The organism is Aeromonas sp. 75A, from assembly GCF_051919425.1.
In the GTDB taxonomy this organism is placed as follows: domain Bacteria; phylum Pseudomonadota; class Gammaproteobacteria; order Enterobacterales; family Aeromonadaceae; genus Aeromonas; species Aeromonas veronii.
In genome coordinates, this window is the sequence record NZ_JBQBES010000002.1 from 2,566,830 (window position 1) to 2,587,500 (window position 20,671).

At 59.7% G+C, this 20,671-nt stretch carries 18 protein-coding genes, 6 tRNA genes and 1 pseudogene (1 of these 25 running past the window's edge); 17 read left to right on the forward strand and 8 right to left on the reverse strand.

Annotated features, from left to right (window positions below; all coding sequences use genetic code 11):
• The first annotated feature begins 36 nt into the window (after nucleotides 1–36).
• The 12 genes from pncC (at nucleotide 37) to ACTG2T_RS12075 (ending at nucleotide 7,569) form a co-directional block, all read left to right on the forward strand.
• Nucleotides 37–528 carry a nicotinamide-nucleotide amidase gene (gene pncC / locus ACTG2T_RS12020; RefSeq protein ID WP_033115928.1) on the forward strand — a complete coding sequence of 164 codons (492 nt, stop codon included), beginning with the start codon at nucleotides 37–39 and terminating at the stop codon, nucleotides 526–528.
• An 80-nt stretch (nucleotides 529–608) separates the two neighbouring features.
• Nucleotides 609–1,673, forward strand: coding sequence for a recombinase RecA (recA, locus tag ACTG2T_RS12025; RefSeq protein WP_330124643.1), 1,065 nt, complete (start codon nucleotides 609–611; stop codon nucleotides 1,671–1,673).
• Nucleotides 1,674–1,717: 44 nt separating this feature from the next.
• Nucleotides 1,718–2,227 (forward strand): regulatory protein RecX, encoded by a 510-nt coding sequence (locus ACTG2T_RS12030; RefSeq protein ID WP_041210822.1) that lies wholly within the window; start codon nucleotides 1,718–1,720, stop codon nucleotides 2,225–2,227.
• A gap of 295 nt (nucleotides 2,228–2,522) precedes the next feature.
• A complete protein-coding gene (alaS, locus tag ACTG2T_RS12035) occupies nucleotides 2,523–5,147 on the forward strand; it encodes an alanine--tRNA ligase (RefSeq protein ID WP_005343004.1) in 2,625 nt (874 codons plus the stop codon).
• Between the two features lie 16 nt (nucleotides 5,148–5,163).
• Nucleotides 5,164–6,402 (forward strand): aspartate kinase, encoded by a 1,239-nt coding sequence (locus ACTG2T_RS12040; RefSeq protein WP_005336054.1) that lies wholly within the window; start codon nucleotides 5,164–5,166, stop codon nucleotides 6,400–6,402.
• A 103-nt stretch (nucleotides 6,403–6,505) separates the two neighbouring features.
• A complete protein-coding gene (csrA, locus tag ACTG2T_RS12045; RefSeq protein WP_005336053.1) occupies nucleotides 6,506–6,694 on the forward strand; it encodes a carbon storage regulator CsrA in 189 nt (62 codons plus the stop codon).
• Between the two features lie 213 nt (nucleotides 6,695–6,907).
• A tRNA-Ser gene (locus ACTG2T_RS12050) sits at nucleotides 6,908–7,000 on the forward strand.
• Between the two features lie 3 nt (nucleotides 7,001–7,003).
• Nucleotides 7,004–7,080, forward strand: a tRNA-Arg gene (locus ACTG2T_RS12055).
• A 100-nt stretch (nucleotides 7,081–7,180) separates the two neighbouring features.
• A tRNA-Arg gene (locus tag ACTG2T_RS12060) sits at nucleotides 7,181–7,257 on the forward strand.
• A gap of 25 nt (nucleotides 7,258–7,282) precedes the next feature.
• A tRNA-Arg gene (locus tag ACTG2T_RS12065) sits at nucleotides 7,283–7,359 on the forward strand.
• Nucleotides 7,360–7,388: 29 nt separating this feature from the next.
• A tRNA-Arg gene (locus ACTG2T_RS12070) sits at nucleotides 7,389–7,465 on the forward strand.
• Between the two features lie 27 nt (nucleotides 7,466–7,492).
• Nucleotides 7,493–7,569 (forward strand) — tRNA-Arg (locus ACTG2T_RS12075).
• 342 nt (nucleotides 7,570–7,911) lie between these two features.
• On the opposite strand, the gene pbpG is transcribed toward ACTG2T_RS12075, so the two are convergent.
• From pbpG to ACTG2T_RS12105, 6 genes and pseudogenes are all read right to left on the reverse strand, one after another.
• A complete protein-coding gene (gene pbpG, locus ACTG2T_RS12080) occupies nucleotides 7,912–8,739 on the reverse strand; it encodes a D-alanyl-D-alanine endopeptidase (RefSeq protein WP_330125761.1) in 828 nt (275 codons plus the stop codon).
• 159 nt (nucleotides 8,740–8,898) lie between these two features.
• Nucleotides 8,899–9,564 carry a DedA family protein gene (locus ACTG2T_RS12085; RefSeq protein ID WP_005343012.1) on the reverse strand — a complete coding sequence of 222 codons (666 nt, stop codon included), beginning with the start codon at nucleotides 9,562–9,564 and terminating at the stop codon, nucleotides 8,899–8,901.
• Between the two features lie 18 nt (nucleotides 9,565–9,582).
• Complete coding sequence (locus ACTG2T_RS12090; protein ID WP_005336050.1) at nucleotides 9,583–10,875, reverse strand: hemolysin family protein; 1,293 nt, start codon at nucleotides 10,873–10,875, stop codon at nucleotides 9,583–9,585.
• Nucleotides 10,876–11,118: 243 nt separating this feature from the next.
• A pseudogene (gene ansB, locus ACTG2T_RS12095) lies at nucleotides 11,119–12,176 on the reverse strand (L-asparaginase 2).
• Nucleotides 12,177–12,306: 130 nt separating this feature from the next.
• Nucleotides 12,307–12,501 carry a heavy-metal-associated domain-containing protein gene (locus ACTG2T_RS12100; RefSeq protein WP_005336048.1) on the reverse strand — a complete coding sequence of 65 codons (195 nt, stop codon included), beginning with the start codon at nucleotides 12,499–12,501 and terminating at the stop codon, nucleotides 12,307–12,309.
• Between the two features lie 169 nt (nucleotides 12,502–12,670).
• On the reverse strand, nucleotides 12,671–13,621 hold the full coding sequence (locus tag ACTG2T_RS12105; RefSeq protein ID WP_330125760.1) for an AEC family transporter: 951 nt from the start codon (nucleotides 13,619–13,621) through the stop codon (nucleotides 12,671–12,673).
• Between the two features lie 137 nt (nucleotides 13,622–13,758).
• On the opposite strand from ACTG2T_RS12105, the gene treR reads away from it, so the two are divergent.
• The 5 genes from treR to ACTG2T_RS12130 all read left to right on the forward strand — a co-directional run bounded on the left by treR (nucleotide 13,759) and on the right by ACTG2T_RS12130 (nucleotide 18,969).
• Complete coding sequence (gene treR, locus ACTG2T_RS12110) at nucleotides 13,759–14,706, forward strand: trehalose operon repressor TreR (RefSeq protein ID WP_144716009.1); 948 nt, start codon at nucleotides 13,759–13,761, stop codon at nucleotides 14,704–14,706.
• A 192-nt stretch (nucleotides 14,707–14,898) separates the two neighbouring features.
• On the forward strand, nucleotides 14,899–16,329 hold the full coding sequence (gene treB / locus ACTG2T_RS12115) for a PTS trehalose transporter subunit IIBC (RefSeq protein ID WP_005348758.1): 1,431 nt from the start codon (nucleotides 14,899–14,901) through the stop codon (nucleotides 16,327–16,329).
• 66 nt (nucleotides 16,330–16,395) lie between these two features.
• A complete protein-coding gene (gene treC / locus ACTG2T_RS12120; protein WP_330125759.1) occupies nucleotides 16,396–18,057 on the forward strand; it encodes an alpha,alpha-phosphotrehalase in 1,662 nt (553 codons plus the stop codon).
• A 3-nt stretch (nucleotides 18,058–18,060) separates the two neighbouring features.
• On the forward strand, nucleotides 18,061–18,660 hold the full coding sequence (locus ACTG2T_RS12125; RefSeq protein ID WP_330125758.1) for a sugar O-acetyltransferase: 600 nt from the start codon (nucleotides 18,061–18,063) through the stop codon (nucleotides 18,658–18,660).
• Between the two features lie 120 nt (nucleotides 18,661–18,780).
• Nucleotides 18,781–18,969 (forward strand): hypothetical protein, encoded by a 189-nt coding sequence (locus ACTG2T_RS12130; protein WP_005336040.1) that lies wholly within the window; start codon nucleotides 18,781–18,783, stop codon nucleotides 18,967–18,969.
• A 60-nt stretch (nucleotides 18,970–19,029) separates the two neighbouring features.
• Here ACTG2T_RS12130 and rluA read toward each other — a convergent pair whose 3' ends face one another.
• Complete coding sequence (rluA, locus tag ACTG2T_RS12135) at nucleotides 19,030–19,686, reverse strand: bifunctional tRNA pseudouridine(32) synthase/23S rRNA pseudouridine(746) synthase RluA (RefSeq protein ID WP_069528708.1); 657 nt, start codon at nucleotides 19,684–19,686, stop codon at nucleotides 19,030–19,032.
• Between the two features lie 115 nt (nucleotides 19,687–19,801).
• Nucleotides 19,802–20,671, reverse strand: the 3' end of a protein-coding gene (gene rapA / locus ACTG2T_RS12140) for an RNA polymerase-associated protein RapA (protein ID WP_330125757.1). The gene runs 1,998 nt beyond the window's last position; only the last 870 of its 2,868 coding nucleotides appear in the window; the start codon falls outside the window, past its right edge; its stop codon occupies nucleotides 19,802–19,804.

A 20,671-nucleotide genomic window follows, 5' to 3' on the forward strand; every position in this document is an offset into this window, starting at 1 on the left:
ATAATGTGCCCTTTCCACGAATCAGAAGGAGCTGTGATGAAACTGGACGCAGAGATAGAGCACCTCGCCATCGAGCTGGGGCGGGCCCTTGGTCAACGGGGCTGGCTGGCGGCGACCGCCGAATCCTGTACCGGCGGTGGGGTGGCTACGGCCATCACCGACATCGCGGGTAGCTCCGGCTGGTTCGATCGCGGCTTTGTCACCTACACCAACGAGGCCAAGCAGCAGATGTTGGGGGTGAGCCGCGAGAGCCTTGAGCGGCACGGCGCGGTGAGCGAGGCTGTGGTGCTGGAGATGGCCCGCGGCGCGCTGGCGCACTCGTCTGCCTCCATTAGCGTTGCTATCAGTGGTATCGCCGGCCCCGGCGGCGCGACCGAGGGCAAGCCGGTCGGCACCGTCTGGTTCGCCTGGGCCGACAGCAATGGCCGCCACCACTCCCTGCTGGCCCGCTTCGACGGGGATCGCCGGCAGGTGCGCCAGCAGGCGGTGAGACAGGCCTTGTCGGGTCTGTTGGCCCTGCTCAGATAAATTGGGCTTGATACTGTATGAATAGACAGTATACTTAGCCCAACTTCATTTTTTACTCACGATTTCCAGCGGAGATTGGCATGGATCAGAACAAACAGAAGGCACTGGCGGCTGCGCTGGGTCAGATTGAAAAGCAGTTCGGCAAAGGCTCCATCATGCGTCTGGGCGACAGCAAGACCATGGATATCGAAGCCATCTCCACCGGCTCCCTCTCTCTGGACGTGGCGTTGGGGATCGGTGGTCTGCCGTGCGGTCGTATCGTCGAGATCTACGGCCCGGAATCTTCCGGTAAAACCACCCTCACCCTGCAGGTGATCGCCGAAGCCCAGAAGAAGGGCAAGACCTGTGCCTTCGTCGATGCGGAGCACGCGCTGGATCCCATCTATGCCGCCAAGCTGGGCGTCAACGTCGACGACCTGCTCATCTCCCAGCCGGATACAGGTGAACAGGCGCTGGAGATCTGCGACATGCTGGTTCGCTCCAACGCCGTTGACGTCATCATCGTCGACTCCGTGGCGGCCCTGACTCCGAAAGCGGAAATCGAAGGGGAGATGGGTGACTCCCACGTTGGCCTGCAGGCTCGTCTGATGTCCCAGGCGCTGCGCAAGCTGACCGCCAACATCAAAAACGCCAACTGCTTGTGCATCTTCATCAACCAGATCCGGATGAAGATCGGCGTCATGTTCGGTAGCCCGGAGACCACTACCGGTGGTAACGCGCTCAAGTTCTACGCCTCCGTGCGTCTGGATATCCGTCGTACCGGCGCCATCAAGGAAGGCGATGAAGTGGTCGGTAACGAGACCCGCGTCAAGGTAGTGAAGAACAAGGTGGCACCTCCCTTCAAGCAGGCCGAATTCCAGATCTTCTACGGTGCCGGCATCTCCAAAGAGGGCGAGCTGGTGGATCTCGGCGTCAAGCACAAGCTGATCGACAAGGCGGGCGCCTGGTACAGCTACAACGGCGAGAAGATTGGTCAGGGCAAGGCCAACGTGATGAAGCTATTCGCCGAGAACAAGGCGCTGGCTGGCGAAGTGGAAGCCAAACTGCGCGAGCTGCTGCTCTCCGGTGCCGTACCTGTCGATGACAAGTCAGCACCGGTTGAGGCAGAAGAGTTCGATGCCGAAAGCGAACAAGAGTTCGAATAAGGAACAAAGGAAGGCCGGGTAGATACCCGGCCTTGTTATTTATGATGGTAGATGAATCCGTGACCGAACCGCTCGAGCCCGCCGAGCCGACCTTTGCCGAACAGCTGGCCGCAGCCCGCGGCTATGCCATGCGCAGTCTGGCCCGCCGCGAGAGTGCCGAGTCGGAGCTGGCCAGACGCCTGCGCCAGCAGGGCTATCAGGAAGAGGTAATCGAGGCGGTGGTCGACTACTGCCGCGGTTATAACTGGGTCAATGACGAGCGCTATGGTGCCATGGCGGTGCGGGCCGGAGCCGCCAAGGGACACGGCCCACTCAAGATCCGTTTCGACCTGCGTCGCAAGGGGTTGGACGATGGCCAGATCGATGCCGCTTTCGAGCAGCCGGAGCTGGACTGGTTCGAGCTCGCCTTCGAACTGCTGGAACGACGGGCAAAAATTGCCGATCTGGCCGATTTCAAGCTGCGGATGAAGTGGCTCAAATATCTGCTGGGGCGCGGTTTTACCCAGGATCAGGCCCGTTATGCCATCTCGGCCCTGCAGGAGCGGGAGGAGTAACGCCACTGCGTGGCAACAGCCGTCTTACCTCTCCTTGTGGCCGGTTTTTCCTGCCGGCTCAGTAGGTTGCGAGCGCAATTCCGAAAAAGCCGCCTTTTGTTCATCTCATCCCTCTTTCTGCGCTGCTTTTTTGCCTCTCGACAGTGAAAAAAGCCACTGTGAGCAGTGGCGCTCTTTTCTGGCCCGTTTATGTGCGCTTTTTCGCCCGTGGCGGCCCTGTCCGTTTTACTTTACCCCGCAGAAAACTTACATTAATGCGGTTAAAAGTCCGTATTCGAATCAAGCAGGATTTTCCATGTATATGTCCACGTCAGAGATTCGCGCTGCGTTTCTCGAGTATTTCCGTTCCCAGGGGCACCAGGTTGTCTCCTCCAGCTCGCTGGTACCGCATAACGACCCGACCCTGTTGTTTACCAACGCGGGTATGAACCAGTTCAAGGACGTGTTCCTTGGCGCAGACAAGCGTGCCTACAATCGCGCGACGACTTCTCAGCGTTGCGTGCGTGCCGGTGGTAAGCACAACGATCTGGAAAACGTCGGCTATACCGCTCGTCACCACACCTTCTTTGAAATGCTGGGCAACTTCAGCTTCGGTGACTACTTCAAGCAGGATGCCATCAAGTTTGCATGGGGCTTCCTGACCGAGGTGCTGCAGCTGCCGAAAGATCGCCTGCTGGTGACCGTCTACGCGACTGACGATGAAGCTTTTGATATCTGGGAAAAAGAGGTCGGTGTCCCGGCCGATCGCATCGTCCGCATCGGTGACAACAAGGGTGCCCCTTACGCTTCCGACAACTTCTGGGCGATGGGCGATACCGGCCCGTGCGGTCCTTGCACCGAGATCTTCTATGACCACGGCGATCACATCTGGGGTGGCCGTCCCGGCTCACCGGAAGAGGATGGCGACCGTTTCATCGAGATCTGGAACGTGGTCTTCATGCAGTTCAACCGTCAGGCTGACGGCACCATGGAGCCGCTGCCGCGTCCGTCCGTGGATACCGGCATGGGTCTGGAGCGTATCTCCGCCATCATGCAGGGTGTCCACTCCAACTACGAAATCGACATCTTCCAGGCGCTGATCAAGAAAGCGGCCGAGATTGTCGGCACCACCGATCTGAGCAACCAGTCCCTGCGCGTCATCGCGGACCACATCCGCTCCTGCGCCTTCCTGGTGGCAGATGGCGTGATGCCGTCCAACGAAGGTCGTGGCTATGTGTTGCGTCGCATCATCCGCCGCGCCGTGCGTCACGGTCGCAAGCTGGGCGCTACCGATGTCTTCTTCTACAAACTGGCTGCCGAGCTGGCAGTGCAGATGAAGGATGTCGCTGCCGAGCTGATCGCCCAGCTGCCGCTGGTCGAGCGCGTGCTGCGCATCGAAGAGGAGCAGTTTGTCCGCACCCTGGATCGCGGTCTGCTGCTGCTGGAAGACGCTCTGGCCAACCTGGGTGATGCCAAGGTTATTCCGGGCGAAGTGGTGTTCAAGCTCTATGACACTTACGGCTTCCCGGCCGACCTGACTGCCGACGTGGTGCGCGAGCGCGAGATCGGCATCGACGAAGAGGGCTTCAAGGCCGAGATGGAGAAGCAGCGTGCTCGCGCCAAAGAGGCCTCCAGCTTCGGTGTGAACTACAACGAGATGCTCAAGCTCGACTTCGAGACCCCCTTCACCGGTTACAAGACCCTGACCGAGCGTACCCGCGTGGTCGGTATCTACAAGGGTGTGGAAGAGGTAAGCGGTCTTATCGCCGGTGACGAAGCCGTCATCGTGCTGGAAGAGACCCCCTTCTACGCTGAATCCGGCGGCCAGATTGGCGACAGCGGTACCCTGAAAGTGGACGACGGCATCTTTGCCGTGACCGACACCCTGAAAGCGGGCAAGGCGATCATCCACAAGGGCTACATGGAGCTGGGCACTCTGGAGAAGGGCGCCGAAGTGGAAGCCGTGGTTGATGGCGATCGTCGTCAGGCCATCGCCCTGAACCACTCCGTGACTCACCTGCTGCACGCTGCCCTGCGTCAGGCTCTGGGCGAGCATGTCACCCAGAAAGGTTCTCTGGTAGGGGCCGAGCGCATGCGCTTTGACTTCTCCCACTTCGAGGGGCTGACCATGGCGACCATTCGCCGGGTCGAGGAGCTGGTCAACAACCAGATCCGCGCCAACCACGAAATCACCACCCAGCTGATGGATCTGGAAGCGGCCAAGTCCGCCGGTGCCATGGCGCTGTTTGGTGAGAAATATGAAGACGACGTGCGCGTGGTGCGCATGGGCGACTACTCCACCGAGCTGTGCGGCGGTACTCACGCCAAGCGCACCGGTGATATCGGCTTCTTCAAGATCATCGCCGAGAGCGGCATCGCAGCTGGCGTGCGCCGTATCGAAGCGGTGACCGGCAAAGCGGCCATCGACTTCATGCATCAGGTTGGCGAGCAGATCGAAGAGGCTGCTGCACTGGTGAAAGGTGACCAGTTCTGCATCGCCGACAAGGTTCGCCAGATGCTGGACAAGGCCAAGATGATGGAGCGCGAGCTGGAGCAGCTCAAGGCCAAGCTGGCTGCTCAGGCTGGTAACGACCTGCTGGGTCAGGTGATCGAGATCAACGGTCAGAAGGTGCTGGTTGCGGCGCTGGAAGGGGCCGATCCGAAATCCCTGCGCGGCATGCTGGACGAGCTGAAGAACCAGATGAAGTCCGGTGTTGTACTGCTGGCCACCTGTGCCGACGGCAAGGTTAACCTGATCGCCGGTGTCACCAACGACCTGACCGGCAAGGTCAAGGCCGGTGAGCTGGTCAATCTGGTTGCCCAGCAGGTGGGTGGCAAGGGCGGTGGCCGTCCGGACATGGCACAGGCGGGTGGTACCCAGCCTGAGGCAGTGCCGGCAGCGCTGCAATCCGTTCACTCCTGGCTGGAAGAGCGCCTGTAATCGGGCGAGGTGATCTGTGGCACTCTATGTACAGAAGTACGGCGGCACTTCGGTCGGCACACTGGAGCGGATCGAGGCGGTAGCTGAGCGGGTCGAGCAGACCCGCGCCCAGGGACACGACGTGGTGGTGGTTGTCTCCGCCATGTCGGGCGAAACCAACCGGTTGCTGGGCATGGCCCAGCAGCTGGATCCTGATGCCAACCGGCGGGAGATGGATGTACTGGTCTCCACCGGTGAGCAGGTCACCATAGCGCTGCTGGCCATCGCGTTGAACAAACGCGGTTGTCCTGCGGTCTCAATGACCGGTGATCAGGTACGGATTCACACCGATTCCGCCTATGGCAAGGCGCGCATCACCCACATCGACACCGAGCTGGTTCATGCCGAACTGGCTGCGGGCAAGGTGGTGGTGATCGCCGGTTTCCAGGGCCGTGACGAGCATAACGCCATCACAACCCTGGGCCGCGGCGGTTCGGATACCACGGCGGTTGCCGTGGCTGCGGCCATCAAGGCCGATGAGTGCCAGATCTTTACCGATGTGGATGGGGTATACACCACGGATCCGCGCATCGAGCCCAAGGCGCGTCGTCTCGACACCATCACCTTCGAGGAGATGCTGGAGATGGCCAGTCTCGGCGCCAAGGTGTTGCAGATCCGCTCGGTGGAGTTTGCGGGCAAGTACCGCGTCCCGCTGCGGGTGCTGTCGAGCTTTATCGATGGAGAGGGAACCTTAATCACATATGGAGGTGATAGGATGGAAGCTCCCCTGGTATCCGGGATCGCTTTTAACCGCAACGAGGCCAGCCTGACCATTCTGGGCGTGCCGGACAGACCAACCGTTGCCGCGCAGATCCTGAATCCGATCAGCGACGCCAACATTGATGTCGACATGATTGTGCAGAACACCCTGGGAGATGGCACCGCCGACTTCACCTTCACGGTGAATCGTGACGACTATCGCCGCGCCCGGGCACTGCTGGAGGAGACCGCCACCGAACTTGGCGCCTCCTGCGTGCAGGGAAATGGCGAAATTGCCAAGGTTTCCATTGTCGGTGTCGGCATGTGGAACCATCCCGGTGTTGCGCGCACCATGTTCAAGGTATTGGGCGAGGAGGGGATCAACATGCAGTTGATCTCGACCTCTGAAATCAAAATCTCTGTGGTGATTGACGAGAAGTATCTGGAGTTGGCGGTGCGAGCCCTGCACGCGGCTTTCGGGTTGGATCAGGCACCGCAAGAGCAGCCCTTGGGCTAACAATCTCTGATTGATTTAGTTTCAACCATTTACCATATCGGTATCTTTGTTAGATAATGTCGCATATCGATATAAAAACAAAACAGGATACAGGAGCAAGCGAATGCTTATTTTGACTCGTCGTGTTGGGGAAACCCTGATGATTGGTGATGAAGTGACTGTCACCGTACTGGGCGTTAAAGGCAACCAGGTCCGTATCGGTGTTAACGCGCCGAAAGAGGTCTCCGTACACCGCGAAGAGATCTACCAGCGCATCCAGGCCGAGAAAGTTCCGGGTCAACCGGGCTTCTAAGCCACTTTCATGGCTGTGACAAGGCGACACCTCATGTGTCGCCTTTTGTTTTTCCGGTCCCCTGAAATCGCCCTGCAGGGCGCGAAACTGCGGGATAAGTGTCGATATTGTTTGAATATTCCACGCTTTGACCAAATGCTGAGCGAACGCACTTTTTTCTCCAAAAAAGTGTTTGACTAAAAATCCCTGTGAAGTATTATCAGCCCCGCAAACGGAGAGGTGGCCGAGAGGCTGAAGGCGCTCCCCTGCTAAGGGAGTATGCGGCTTATACCCGCATCGGGGGTTCGAATCCCCCCTTCTCCGCCATTTGCGCCCGTAGCTCAGCTGGATAGAGTACCTGGCTACGAACCAGGTGGTCAGAGGTTCGAATCCTCTCGGGCGCACCATATTACGACTCAAGCAAGAGTCATGTGTTGACCATCAGCAAGTCGGCACTTTGGAAAAGGCTTACTGATAAGTAAGCTTTTTTTATCGTTTTAAAACAGGGCGCCCGTAGCTCAGCTGGATAGAGTACCTGGCTACGAACCAGGTGGTCAGAGGTTCGAATCCTCTCGGGCGCACCATTTAAAACGACACAACGATTTATGAGCGCCCGTAGCTCAGCTGGATAGAGTACCTGGCTACGAACCAGGTGGTCAGAGGTTCGAATCCTCTCGGGCGCACCATTTTTCAAGCAGTACACAAAAGTTTGTGAGCGCCCGTAGCTCAGCTGGATAGAGTACCTGGCTACGAACCAGGTGGTCAGAGGTTCGAATCCTCTCGGGCGCACCATATTTCAAGCAGTACCAAAGTTTATGAGCGCCCGTAGCTCAGCTGGATAGAGTACCTGGCTACGAACCAGGTGGTCAGAGGTTCGAATCCTCTCGGGCGCACCATACAGACAGCCTCGACTTCGGTCGGGGCTGTTTTTTTATGGGCGACATTTAACTCTTTGGTGCGGATCCGTTTTCGCGTTATAGCGGCTGGATGGCCATCCAGTCTGTTCTTGTCCTTATTTCTTCTCCTTTCTGTGATTGCGCACAGTTCTTCTGAGCGGTGCAACTCCTTGCCACCCTTTGCCTTATCTACACGCGCCTTGTATGCCTGCAGTTGCAACGGCAGATGACGCGCAGCTCATCACTCAGGGTTTGGCTATCAACATCCTGCAAGGCCTGCAGAGGCGTTTTGCGGGCAATAAAAAAGGATGCCGCAGCATCCTTTTGTGTCGAGATATTTACTCAGCTTTTCAACCATTTGCGAATGCGGTTGGCATCGCCGATAGGGGTGCGTTTGCCCACCGAGTTGAGTAGCACGATGGCGAGCTCGCGGCTGTCCGGTTTGGCGCGCATCACCAGACAGCGTCCCGCTTCGTCAGTGAAGCCGGTCTTGGAGAGGCGCACGTCCCAATCCGGGTTTTTTACCAGCGGGTTGGTGTTGTTGAACATCAGGCTGTAGGCGGGGGAGCTGAAGCGCATCTCCCGGTTCTCATCCTGAGTGAACTGACGGATCAGCGGCTGACGATAGGCGGCGGCAGCCAGCTTGCCCAGATCCTGGGCGGTAGAGACGTTGCGGGTGGAGAGGCCGGTGGAGTCGTAGAAGTGGGTATTACGCATACCCAGCTGTCTGGCCTTGTTGTTCATGGCTCGCACGAAGGCGCTGCGACCGCCCGGATAGTGACGCGCCAGTGCCGAGGCCATCCGGTTTTCGGAGGACATCAATGCCAGATGCAGGGCGTCGCGGCGGGTCACCTTGGTGCCCATGCGGATGCGTGAATGAGTATGTTTGACCCGATCCAGATCGTTTTTGTCGACCGTAATGGTCTGGTTGAGATTCTGCTTGGCATCCAGCACCACCAGCGCTGTCATCAGCTTGGTGAGGGAGGCGATGGGACGTACCTTGGTGGCATTCTTCTGGTAGAGCGTCTTGCCCGTTTTTACATCCACGACCAGGGCGCTGCTCGAGCGTACTTCCAGTTTGGCAGGGTTGGGGGCCGCGCTGACCGCAGGCAATCCCAGTATTCCCATCAACCCGACAACCAGCGCTGCTGCGCGAATCCGACACCACATACAACCGACTCCATTCCCATCCAAAAAAAGGCGCTAGATTCACTCATTTTTACCCCGGCTTTACAAGGGCCGAGCGGGACTATTTCTGCTATTTGCGCGAAATTGGCGATCAAAAAAGCCCTCTGGCGAGGGCTTTCGGGTCGGGCGTTGGGCGAGGGGTCAATCCCGCGGCTGCGCAGCCCTGCGTTTGCTGATCCAGCGCCAGACCAGTGCCACCATGCCACCCACCAGCAGGGCCACCGGCAGATAGATGATGATATTGAAGAACTGGGTCTGGTATTCGGCGGCCAGCTTGGTGTGGCTCAGGTAGTAGCCAAACCCGACCAGCGGGCAGATCCACATGATGGAGCTGATCAGATTGACGATGAGGAAGCGCCCCTGGGGCAGCTCGGTAGCTCCCACGATATAGGGGTAGGCGGTGCGCACGAAGGCGATATAGCGCGCGGTGATCAGGGTGATGATCCCGTACTTGTCCAGCAGGTGGTAGACCTTCTGCTGGTGTCGCTCTTCCACGTGGGACATCAGCCGATGGTAGAGCTGGGTGTGGCCGAGAAAGCGCCCCTGCATGTAACCGAGCCAGGTGCCGACAAAGGTAGCCATGATCAACAGCGGGATCACCCCGAGAGACAACACATCCTGATAGATGAGCACGCCGGTGAGGATCAGCAGGCTGTCACCGGGCAGAAAGGCGGTAGGGATGAATCCGTTTTCCAGTACCAGAAACGTCAGAATCACACCACAGATCATGAAGGCCATCTTGGGATCGGAAAGTGTGTTCAGATCGTGATTCATAAAGGCGTGAGCCAGTTGGTAAAACTGCTCCATACTTGCAAACTCCGCAGGTTAGCTGGGTTGATCGGTCAAGGGCATGGCGAGCACCTTGTCGATGCGCAGGCCATCCATGTCAACAATTTCCAGTTGCCACTGTTCCAGTGTCACCAGGTCTCCGGTTTGTGGAACACGACCAAGGAGCAGCATGATAAGCCCTCCGAGGGTGTGATAGTGATGTTTTTCTTCTTCTGGCAGACGAACCAGCTCCAGACAGTCCTTTAATTCCGGCAACGGGATCAGGCCGTCGAGCAGCCAGCTGCCATCGGCGCGCCGGAAGGCCCAGTTGTCCTCGCCATCCTCCTGCTGGAAATCCCCCGCCAGCGCCTCCAGCAGATCCTGCTGGGTGACCAGTCCCTGCAACTCGCCATATTCGTCCACCACCAGCGCCATCTGTTCGCTGTGGGTGCGGAAGTGGTTGAGCAGCTCGACGCCGTTGAGGGTCTCGGGCAGCAGGCTGCCCTCCTGGGTCAGGGCAGCCAGATCGATGGGCTCCCCCTTGATATAGGCGTGCAGCACCTTGCTGACATTGATGATACCCACCAATTCTGACAGGTTGCCGTCGCAGACCGGAAAATAGCTGTGGCGATACTCCACCAGCCGCTGCAGGTTGGTCTCCAGCGGCAGCGCCAGATCCAGATAGCGGATATCGCTGCGCGGCACCATCAGGGAGGAGAGGCTGCGCTCGTCGAGACGGAAGACGTTGCGCAGCATGGTGTGCTCATGATCCTCGATCACCCCGGCTTCCGATCCTTCCACCAGCATGGCGTGGATCTCCTCCTCGGTAACGTTGGCGCTGCCGTTCTGGTTGACCCGCAGCAGCCGCAGGCTGGCATTGGTGGAGGCCGACAGCAGCCAGACGAAGGGGCGGGTCAGGGTGGCGAGCCAGTGCATGGGGCGGGCCACCAGACAGGCGATGCGCTCGGCATTGAGCTGGCCGAGCCGCTTGGGCACCAGCTCCCCCACCACGATGGAGAGGTAAGTAACCACCACCACCACTATGATGGTGGCGATCAGGCCACTGCTCTTGGCCGGGAGCCCCCACTCCTGCAACCAGAGGGAGAAGGGCTGGGCCAGCAGGGATTCGCCGTAGATACCGTTGAGCAGACCTATGCTGGTAATGCCGATCTGGACGGCAGAGAGAAAATGGGTCGGGTCTTCGCCCAGTTTGAGGGCAATGGCGGCGGAGCGGTTGCCTTCAGAGGCAAGCTTGCCGAGGCGAGCCTTGCGTGCGGTGACGATGGCGATTTCTGACATGGCGAAGACGCCATTAAGCAAAATCAATCCCAGCAGGATCAATATTTCCATACAGCAACAGCACTCCTTGAGTGGATAAGATCGCTGGCAGTGTAATGAATTTGGCGGCGATGCGCTTGTGAAAGCGGGTGATCCGGCTCGCTAATTTGATGACAGCGCTTTGTGATGGCTGAAAAAGATGGCCGGAAAAGGGAAGGTCGACCCCGTCAAACGGCGTAATGGGCGAGGCAGCATTGCAGGAGTGAAAAGGGCGGGAAGTCCCGCCCTTGCTTGTCACTTGTCAGACAACCGTTATCAGAACTGCTGGAACCAGCGCTGGATCTGGGCCGGGTCCTTGCTCTGGGTCAGGGAGAGCATCAGCAGCACCCGCGCTTTCTGCGGGTTGAGAGTGCCGGAGGCCACGAAGCCGTACTTGGCATCATCGATCTCGGCATCCAGGGTGGTGGCGCCGGTCGGCACGCGGGCGGAGCGCACTACGCGGATGCCATCCTTGCTCGCCTTGGCCAGGGTATCAAACAGGGTGTGGTAGAGGTTGCCGTTGCCCACCCCGGCGCTGACGATGCCGTCGAACTTGGCATCCACCATCGCCTTGGCCGGCAAGTCGGTGGCGTTGGCGTAGCTGTAGACGATGCCCACTTGCGGCAGCTTGTCGAGCTTGCTCACGTCAAACGGCGTCTTGCTGGTGTGCAGGCGGGCCGGGCTGCGCTGATAGTCGATCTTGCCGTTGTGGATGTAACCCAACGGGCCAAAGTTGGGGAAGCGAAGGTCTGCACCCCGGTGGTGTTGGTCTTGGTGACGTCGCGGGCATCCAGCACGGTGTCGTTCATCGCCACCATCACGCCACGGCCTTTGGAGGCGGGGTCGGAGGCGGTCACCACGGCGTTGTAGAGGTTGAGCGGGCCATCAGCACTCATGGCGGTGGAGGGGCGCATGGCGCCGACCAGTACCACCGGCTTGTCGCTCTTGACGGTCAGATTGAGGAAGTAGGCGGTCTCTTCCATGGTGTCGGTGCCGTGGGTGATGACGATGCCATCCACGTCATCCTTGGCCAGCAGCTCGTTGACCCGTTTGGCCAGCTTGAGCCACACCTCGTCGTTCATGTCCTGGGAGCCGATCTTCACCACCTGCTCACCCTGCACATCGGCCACGTTCTTCATCTCGGGCACAGCGGCGATCAGGGTTTCGATGGCCACCTTGCCAGCCTCGTAGTTGGACTGGGTAGCCGACTGGCCAGCCCCGGCAATGGTGCCGCCGGTTGCCAGAATATGGACGTTGGGCAGCGCCATCGCCATGGGGGAGAGGGTCAGGCCGACGACGGCGGCGAGCAGGGTCTTGCGGATCGGTAGGGTCATGCTGCAAATCCTTGTGGTTGGAATAATCGCAGCAAGTTTGCCCGTTTAATAACCCGGGTCTGTGATAAAACTCACCAAAAGACAGGTGAGTACAGATTTTTAACCTGTTTTATACCTCTATGGAGATAATTTAACTCGCAGAGAAACCCTTGGCTTCGATCAGGGCGATCAGTTCTGCCTTGCTCAGCTCGCTCTCGATAACGGCCTTGCTGCTGGCGAAATCGACGGTTGCGGTGATGACCGCAGGCTGGGCCAGCAGCGCTTTTTGCAGACTGGCGGCGCAGCCACCACAGGACATGCCGGACACGGTGAGTTCGATGGTCATGGAATATCTCCTCTGTTGATGAGCGCCAGCCTAAAGCTGCCGCCTCCGGCAAGGTCAAGCCGTCAGTACATAAGACCCAGATAGTTCATCAGAGTCGCCCCGAGGCTGGTAGTAACCAGCGAGCCGAGGGTGGTGGTGGCGATGAGGTTGGCTGTTTCCTCGGGTAGGGTCAGTACATAAGACCGAGATAATTCATCAGAGTTGCCCCGAGGCTGGTAGTGACCAGCGAACCGAGGGTGGTGGTGGCGATGATGTTTGCGGCCAGCACGCTGTCGCCCCCCATGGCGCGGGTCATCACATAGCTGGCGGCGGCAGTCGGGGTAGCGCTGATGAGAAACAGAATACCCAGCTCCAGATGGCTGAAGCCGAGCAGAGCCGCCCCCAGGGTACAAGCTGCCGGAATGAGACAGAGCCGCATGATGCTGGCCCAGCCCGCAATGGCTGCACCACCACGCAGGGCATTGAGGCTGAGGGAGGCGCCGGTGCAGAGCAGCGCCAGCGGCAACGTCATGTTGGCGAAGTAGCTGCCGGTGGTGAGCAGCAGTTGCGGCATCTTGATACCGAGCAGGGTAAACGGCAGCGCCGCCACAATGGCGATGATCAGGGGATTCTTGATGATGCCGAGCAGAATGGGGCGGATACCGGTGGCGCCGCCGAGACTGCGGGTGAGGGTGATCACCGCGAGAATGTTGTAGAGCACGGTCACCGCACCGACATAGAAGGCTGCCGCCCCCAACCCTTCGTGGCCGTAGGCGTTCTGCACATAGGCGAGCCCGATAATGGCGCTGTTGCCGCGAAAGCTCCCCTGCACGAAGATGCCGCGCAGCCGCTGCTCCCCGATAAAACGCCCGGCCAGCAGCTCCAGCACCAGATAGCTGATAACGGTGGCGAGCAGGCCATAGCCGATAAACCAGAGGCTCGGCATGGTGGCGAAGTTGGTACCCAGAATACTGAGAAAGAGCAGAGCGGGCAGGGTGACCTGAAACACCAGTCGCGAGGCGGATTCGGTAAAGGGATCCGGCAGCAGCCCCAACCGCTTGAGCAAGATGCCGAGCAGCAGCACCACGCAGATGGGGCCTGTGATGGAGAGGGAGAAGAGCAGACTGGCCAGCAGATCCATGATGGGCATCCTGTGCTGTGCCCACACACCCTGACGGCGGGGCAAAAAGGGCATTCTAACGCCATGGGCTTGTATTCACAGGGGTTAATCACAACAATGTGGGCAATTCCACCGCCTAGCCTCCTGTGAGCCAATTCATGGACAAGAAACTGACCATCCTCGATATCGCCAGACTGAGTGGCGTCGGCAAGTCGACCGTCTCCCGGGTGCTTAATCAGGATCCCAAGGTGAAGCAGGAGACCCGCGAGCGGGTGGAGCAGATCATCGCCGAACATGGCTTCGTGCCGAGCAAGTCGGCGCGGGCCATGCGCAGCCAGAGCCAGCAGGTGGTGGGGATCATCGTCTCGCGGCTCGACTCCAGCTCGGAAAATCAGGCGGTGCGCGGCATGCTGGAGACCCTCTACCAGCGTGGCTACGATGCCGTGCTGATGGAGAGCAAGTTCTCCCCCGCCAAGGTACAGGAGCATCTGGCGGTGCTGGATCGGCGCGGGGTGGATGGCATTATCCTTTTCGCCTTCAATGACTTGGACTATGCCGCCATGGCGCCGCTGAAAGAGAAGCTGGTGCTGGTCGCCCGTGAATATCCCGGTTTCTCCTCGGTCTGCTTCGACGACGCCGGTGCGGTGCGCACCATGCTGGCGCAGCTGGCAAGCCGTGGCGCCCGCGACATCGCCTATCTGGGGGTTGATGCCTCGGATCTCACCACCGGCCAGCGCCGCCTCGACGCCTATCTCGCTTACTGCGCAGAGCAAGGGTTGCGCCCGTGCAGCGCCCTCGGCGATCTCAGCCTGCAGAGCGGCTACCGGCTGGCGGCCGAGCTGCTTACCCCCTCCACCCAGGCGCTGGTCTGCGCCAGCGACACCCTCGCCATCGGTGCGGCAAAATACCTGCAAGAACAAGGGCGTAGTGAGGTGCTGGTGACCGGTCTTGGCAACAACCCCATGCTCAGTTTCCTCTTCCCCAACGCCCTCAGTCTCGATCTTGGTTACAAAGGGGCGGGGGAGCAGGCGGCGCGTCAGCTGCTCGGCCAGATTGAGCAGGATCAGCCTCCGCTGGTGACTATCGCCCCCTGCCGAACCCTGTGAGCCCCATCACTTCCGACTGAACAAAAAGTGTGCTTTTTGTGACGCTGGCCACGAATTGGGAACGTTCCCATTTCGATCTGGCCAGATTGTCGGCATGCTAAATGGGAACGATACCAAAAACGCTCCGGCCGACAGACTGGCTCAAAAGGGCGATACAGACCACTATTCAATGGCGTCACAGAGGGAAGACCCATGTCCAAGATCAACGCACAGCAGCTTGCCACCCTGATCGACAAGATCGGCGGCAAGGAGAACATCGCCACCGTCAGCCACTGCCTGACCCGGTTGCGCTTCGTCCTGAACGATCCGGCCAAGGCCGACAGCAAGGCCATCGAAACCATTCCGGCAGTGAAGGGAAGCTTCACCCAGGGCGGTCAGTTCCAGGTGGTGATCGGCAACGAGGTGGAGCAGTGGTACAAGGCGCTGACCGAACAGCTCGGCGTCAGCGGTGGCAGCAAGGAGACCGCCAAGCAGGCGGCGCGCCAGAATATGAATCCGCTGGAGCGGGGCATCTCCCATCTGGCGGAGATCTTCGTGCCGCTGCTGCCCGCCATCATCACCGGCGGTCTGATCCTGGGCTTTCGCAACGTCATCGGCGACATCAAGATGTTCGACGATGGCACTCACACCCTCACCGAGATCAGCCAGTTCTGGGCTCAGGTACACGCCTTCCTCTGGCTGCTGGGCGAGGCGATTTTCCACTTCCTGCCGGTCGGTGTTTGCTGGTCTGCAGTGAAGAAGATGGGTGGCTCCGAGATCTTGGGTATCGTGCTGGGGGTGACGCTGGTGTCGCCGCAATTGATGAACGCCTACGGTATTGGTCAGCAGACTCCCGAGGTGTGGGACTTCGGCCTGTTCGTGATCCAGAAGGTGGGTTATCAGGCCCAGGTCATTCCGGCGCTGCTGGCGGGTGTCTTCCTCGCCTGGGTTGAGACCAACCTCAAGCGGATCATTCCGGCTTACCTCTATCTGGTGATTGTGCCGTTTGTCTCGCTGCTGCTGGCAGTGATCGTGGCCCACGCCTTTATCGGCCCGTTCGGTCGCTGGATTGGTGATGGCGTCGGTTTCGCTGCCAAGGCCGCCATGACCGGCTCCTTCGCTCCCATCGGTGCCGCCCTGTTCGGTTTCCTCTACGCGCCGCTGGTCATCACCGGCATCCACCACACTACCAACGCGGTGGATCTGCAACTGATGCAGAGCATGGGTGGCACCCCGATTTGGCCGCTGATCGCCCTCTCCAACATCGCTCAGGCGTCTGCGGTCGTCGGCATCATTTTGATTAGCCGCAAGGAGAACGAACGGGAGATCTCGGTACCTGCCGCCATCTCCGCCTACCTCGGGGTGACCGAACCGGCGATGTACGGTATCAACCTCAAGTACAAGTTCCCCATGCTGTGCGCCATGGTGGGCTCCAGCCTAGCGGCCCTCATCTGTGGCTTTGCCGGGGTGATGGCCAACGGCATCGGGGTCGGCGGCCTGCCGGGCATCCTTTCCATCCAGCCGCAATACTGGGCGGTATTTGCCATCGCCATGCTGGTCGCCATCGTGGTGCCGGTGGTGCTGACCCTGCTGGTCTACAAGCGCCAGCAAGCCGCTGGCAAGTTGACCCAAGCCAGCGCCTGACAATGATTATCAGGGCGACCCGCGGGTCGCCCTCTCCATTTCATATTCGAGACAAGAGAAAGACCCATGAGCCAAACACCCTGGTGGCAGAGTGCCGTGATTTACCAGATTTACCCCAAGAGCTTTCAGGATTCCGCGGCCCGTGGCACCGGCGATCTCAAGGGGATCATGGCCCGCCTCGACTATCTCAAGACCTTGGGCGTCGATGCCCTCTGGCTGACTCCCGTTTACGTCTCCCCGCAGGTGGACAACGGCTACGACATCGCCGACTACCTTGCCATCGACCCCGCCTACGGCACCATGGCAGATTTTGAGGCGCTGCTGGCCGCCGCCCACGCGCACGACATCCGCATCGTGATGGATATCGTGGTCAACCACACCTCCACCGAGCACGCCTGGTTCAAGTCGGCGCTGGGGGATAAAAACAGCCCTTACCGCGACTACTACATCTGGCGCGATCCGGTGGATGGCGGCGTACCCAACAACTGGCAATCCAAGTTTGGTGGCAGCGCCTGGGAGTTGGATCCCGCCACCGGTCAGTACTACCTGCACCTGTTTGCCCGCGAGCAGGCGGATCTCAACTGGGAAAATCCTGCAGTGCGCGCCGAGGTCAAAAAGATCATCCACTTCTGGGCCAAGAAGGGGGTGGACGGTTTCCGGCTCGATGTCATCAACCTTATCTCCAAGGATCAGACGTTCCCTAACGATGAGACTGGCGATGGCCGCCGTTTCTACACCGACGGGTCGCGCATCCACGAATTTTTGCAGGACGTGAGCCGCGACGTGTTTGCTCCTGTCGGCGCCATGACGGTGGGGGAGATGTCCTCCACCAGTCTGGAGCACTGCCAGCGCTACGGCGCGCTGGATGGCTCCGAGCTCTCCATGGTGTTCAACTTCCACCATTTGAAGGTGGATTACCCCAACGGCGACAAGTGGACGAAAGCACCGTTCGATTTCCTCGAACTCAAGCGCATCTTCAACCACTGGCAGAGCGGTATGCACGGCAAGGGGTGGTCGGCGCTGTTCTGGTGCAACCACGATCAGCCGCGCATCGTCTCCCGCTTCGGGGATGAGGGTGAGCATAGGGTGGTCGCCGCCAAGATGCTGGCCAGCACGCTGCATGGCCTGCAAGGCACCCCCTACATATATCAGGGGGAGGAGATCGGCATGACCAACCCCGGCTATCAGCATATCAACGACTATCAGGATGTGGAGAGCCGCAATATCTTCGCCATCAAGCAGGCGGAAGGGATGAGCGAGGCCGAGATCCTCGCCATTCTCGGCGCCAAGTCCCGCGACAACTCGCGCACGCCCATGCAGTGGAGCGCTGCGGCCAATGCCGGTTTCACCCAAGGAACGCCCTGGCTCAAGCCTGCCGCCAACTATCCCGAGATCAACGCCGAGGCGGCGCTGGCTGACCAGAACTCGGTGTTCTGGCACTATCGGGATCTTATCGCCCTTCGCAAGGCGCACCCCATCTTCACTCAGGGGGATTATCAGGAGCTGCTGACGGGGCACCCGCAGATCTGGGCCTATGCCCGTCGCGCCAACGGTCAGACCCTGCTGGTGGTGAGCAACTTCTACGGCGAGCCGGTGGAGTTTGCCTTGCCTGCCGAGCTGCAAAGCGGGCAAGGTCGGCTGCTGCTCGGCAACTACCCCGATAGTCCAGCTCAACCGCAATCGGGTATGCTGCGCCCTTATGAATCCCTGATCTGGCTGATGGAGTAGGTAATGGAGAAGGTGGTGCGCGGTACCGAGTGGCAGAAGATGGTGGCGGGGCAGCCCTATGATGCGGGTGATCCTGAGCTGAAAGCGGCGCGCGAGCGCTGCCGCCGGCTCTATCACACCTTCAACACCAGCTGGCAGGAGAAACCAGCGCGGGATGCTTTGCTGCACGAGCTGCTCGGTGGCCGCGGCCAGGAGTGTGCCATCAATTCGCCATTCTTCTGCGACTATGGCGCCAATATCTTCGTCGGCGAGAACTTCTACGCCAACGTAGGCTGCACCATCCTCGACGTCTGCGAGGTGCACATCGGCGACAACGTGCTGCTGGCGCCCGGGGTGCAGATCTACACCGCCGCTCACCCGGTGGCGGTGGCGCCACGTATCAAGGGTGTCGAGTTCGGCAAGCCGGTGCGGATCGGTCACAACGTCTGGATTGGTGGCAGCACAGTCATCTGTCCCGGTGTCACTATCGGTGACAACAGCGTCATCGGTGCCGGTTCGGTGGTGACCAAAGATGTGCCCGCCAACGTGGTGGCGGCTGGCAACCCTTGCAAGGTGCTTCGGGCGATGACGGCACAGGAGCTTGAAGGCGTCATCCAGCGGTGAACAGGGACCATGAATGCTATTGCTATCTGATTGATAGAAAAGCAACTTTCAGATTGTTTTGCATTCAGTGCTTATGTTCGGGGCCGCTTGGTCGATACTGTTGAGTGCAGGAGGAACCCTATGGATATATCAAGTTCTGCAAATGCGTCGTTTGGTTCTGCTCTGATGACGGCCAGTCTGGCCAAGAAACAGCAGACCCAAGAGGGCGAAGCTGCGCTGAAGCTGCTGCAAAACGCAGCGCAATCAGCGCCGGTTGCACCGACATCGGCCAGCGCTTCTCTGGGAAGCAAGATCGATATTCGCGTCTGACCCTAATGAAAAAGCCCCCATCTTGCGATGGGGGCTTTTTTATCTCTGCGATTTGCGGGATTAGACCGGGAAAGGAGCTGGCGCCTCGAAGGTCATCCGCTCGCCACTGCGGGGGTGGCTGATGGTCAGGCTGGCCGCATGAAGGTAGAGATGGGGCGCTGCCGCCAGCGCATCCGGATGAGCATAGAGGTTGTCACCCAGGATCGGGTGCCCCAGCTCCAGCATATGGACGCGCAACTGGTGCGAGCGACCTGTGATGGGGGTCAGCTTGATCAGACTGTTGCCGTTCTCCACCTTCAGTTTCTGCCACAGGGTCAGGGCGTGACGCCCCTCCTCGTGATCCACCTTCTGTTTCGGGCGGTTGGGCCAGTCGACGCAGAGCGGCAGGTCAACCTGACCCGACTCTGCCTCCGGCTCACCCCACACCCAGGCGAGGTAGTGCTTCTCGGTCTCCCGCTCGCGAAATTGCCGACTCAGCTCCCGATGAGAGTTGGGATTGAGGGGAATGACAATGACGCCTGTGGTGGACATGTCGAGGCGATGAGCTGCCGCCGCCTTGGGGTGCTGCTGTTTGACCCGATGCAGGACGCTGTCTTCATTCTCGGGGCCGCGCCCGGGGACGCTTAGCAGGCCAGTGGGCTTGTTGACCACCATGATGTCCTTGTCCTTGAACAGGATATCGAGCCAGGGTTCCAGAGGCGGTGAGTATTCAAACATAAATGTCTCGCATCAGAAGGTGGGGGCAAGCCCCCATCAGTTATGGGTAACCACGACAAAGCGGCCTTGGGTATCCAGTTTGAGCTGGGTCTGGCCGCTGTCGGTCGGTACCTTGTCAGTTATGGGTGACCACGATAAAGCGGATGGCATCCAGCTTGAGTTGGGTCTGATCGATCAGGTGGTGCAATTCTGCCTGCAGATTGCGCAGATAATCCAGCTCGCTGTCGCGCACGTTCGGGTTGACTGCCTTGAGCGCTTCCAGACGATCCAGATCCTGCTGCAGGGTCTGCGCCATCTGGGCGCGGGCCTTGTCGACAATCCCAGCTTTCAGCTCTTCGGCAATGGCCTGGCCCTTGCCAATCAGACTGTGGATCACTGGTTGGGACGCGGTGACCAGTTTGCTGCCGAGGTGGCGATTGACCGGCGTCAGCTGACGGTTGAAGGCATCAAACGCCACTTTCTCACCCAGATTCTGGCCGTTCTTGTCCATCAGCAGACGGATCGGCGTCGGCGGCATGAAGCGGTAGAGCTGGGGATGGGCCGCAGACTCGGCAACGAAGATCAGCTCAAGCAGGATGGAGCCGATGGGCAGCGCCTTGTTCTTGAGCAGTGCGACCGAGGTGGCACCGATCTCGGAGCCCAGGATCAGGTCGATACCGCCGCGCATCATGGGGTGATCCCAGGAGAGCAGCGCCATGTCATCACGCGACAGGGCAGTGTTGCGATCGAAGGTGATGGTCATGCCGTCTTGCGGCAAGCCCGGGAAGCTGGAGACCAGCATGTGATCCCCGGGGGTCAGCACCAGCGCGTTCTCGCCACGGTCATCCTGATTGACGCCGATCTCGTCGAACATCTTGAGGGCGAAGGAGATCATGCCGGTGTCGTCATCTTCGGCGGCCAGCTTGTCGACCAGCTGCTGGGCGGCGGCGCCACCGCTGGAGTGGATCTCCAGCAGGCGATCGCGACCCTGCTCCAGTCGAGCCTT

Excerpts from the sequence above, each read along its gene's own strand:
- ACTG2T_RS12085 (WP_005343012.1), bottom strand. The coding sequence starts at position 9,564 with ATGGAGCAGTTTTACCAACTGGCTCACGCCTTTATGAATCACGATCTG.
- pbpG (WP_330125761.1), bottom strand. The coding sequence starts at position 8,739 with ATGTGGTGTCGGATTCGCGCAGCAGCGCTGGTTGTCGGGTTGATGGGA.
- recA (WP_330124643.1), top strand. The coding sequence starts at position 609 with ATGGATCAGAACAAACAGAAGGCACTGGCGGCTGCGCTGGGTCAGATT.
- ACTG2T_RS12130 (WP_005336040.1), top strand. The coding sequence starts at position 18,781 with ATGGATATATCAAGTTCTGCAAATGCGTCGTTTGGTTCTGCTCTGATG.
- treB (WP_005348758.1), top strand. The coding sequence starts at position 14,899 with ATGTCCAAGATCAACGCACAGCAGCTTGCCACCCTGATCGACAAGATC.
- rluA (WP_069528708.1), bottom strand. The coding sequence starts at position 19,686 with ATGTTTGAATACTCACCGCCTCTGGAACCCTGGCTCGATATCCTGTTC.
- ACTG2T_RS12105 (WP_330125760.1), bottom strand. The coding sequence starts at position 13,621 with ATGGATCTGCTGGCCAGTCTGCTCTTCTCCCTCTCCATCACAGGCCCC.
- pncC (WP_033115928.1), top strand. The coding sequence starts at position 37 with ATGAAACTGGACGCAGAGATAGAGCACCTCGCCATCGAGCTGGGGCGG.
- ACTG2T_RS12030 (WP_041210822.1), top strand. The coding sequence starts at position 1,718 with ATGGTAGATGAATCCGTGACCGAACCGCTCGAGCCCGCCGAGCCGACC.
- treC (WP_330125759.1), top strand. The coding sequence starts at position 16,396 with ATGAGCCAAACACCCTGGTGGCAGAGTGCCGTGATTTACCAGATTTAC.
- ACTG2T_RS12125 (WP_330125758.1), top strand. The coding sequence starts at position 18,061 with ATGGAGAAGGTGGTGCGCGGTACCGAGTGGCAGAAGATGGTGGCGGGG.
- csrA (WP_005336053.1), top strand. The coding sequence starts at position 6,506 with ATGCTTATTTTGACTCGTCGTGTTGGGGAAACCCTGATGATTGGTGAT.
- treR (WP_144716009.1), top strand. The coding sequence starts at position 13,759 with ATGGACAAGAAACTGACCATCCTCGATATCGCCAGACTGAGTGGCGTC.
- alaS (WP_005343004.1), top strand. The coding sequence starts at position 2,523 with ATGTATATGTCCACGTCAGAGATTCGCGCTGCGTTTCTCGAGTATTTC.
- ACTG2T_RS12090 (WP_005336050.1), bottom strand. The coding sequence starts at position 10,875 with ATGGAAATATTGATCCTGCTGGGATTGATTTTGCTTAATGGCGTCTTC.
- ACTG2T_RS12100 (WP_005336048.1), bottom strand. The coding sequence starts at position 12,501 with ATGACCATCGAACTCACCGTGTCCGGCATGTCCTGTGGTGGCTGCGCC.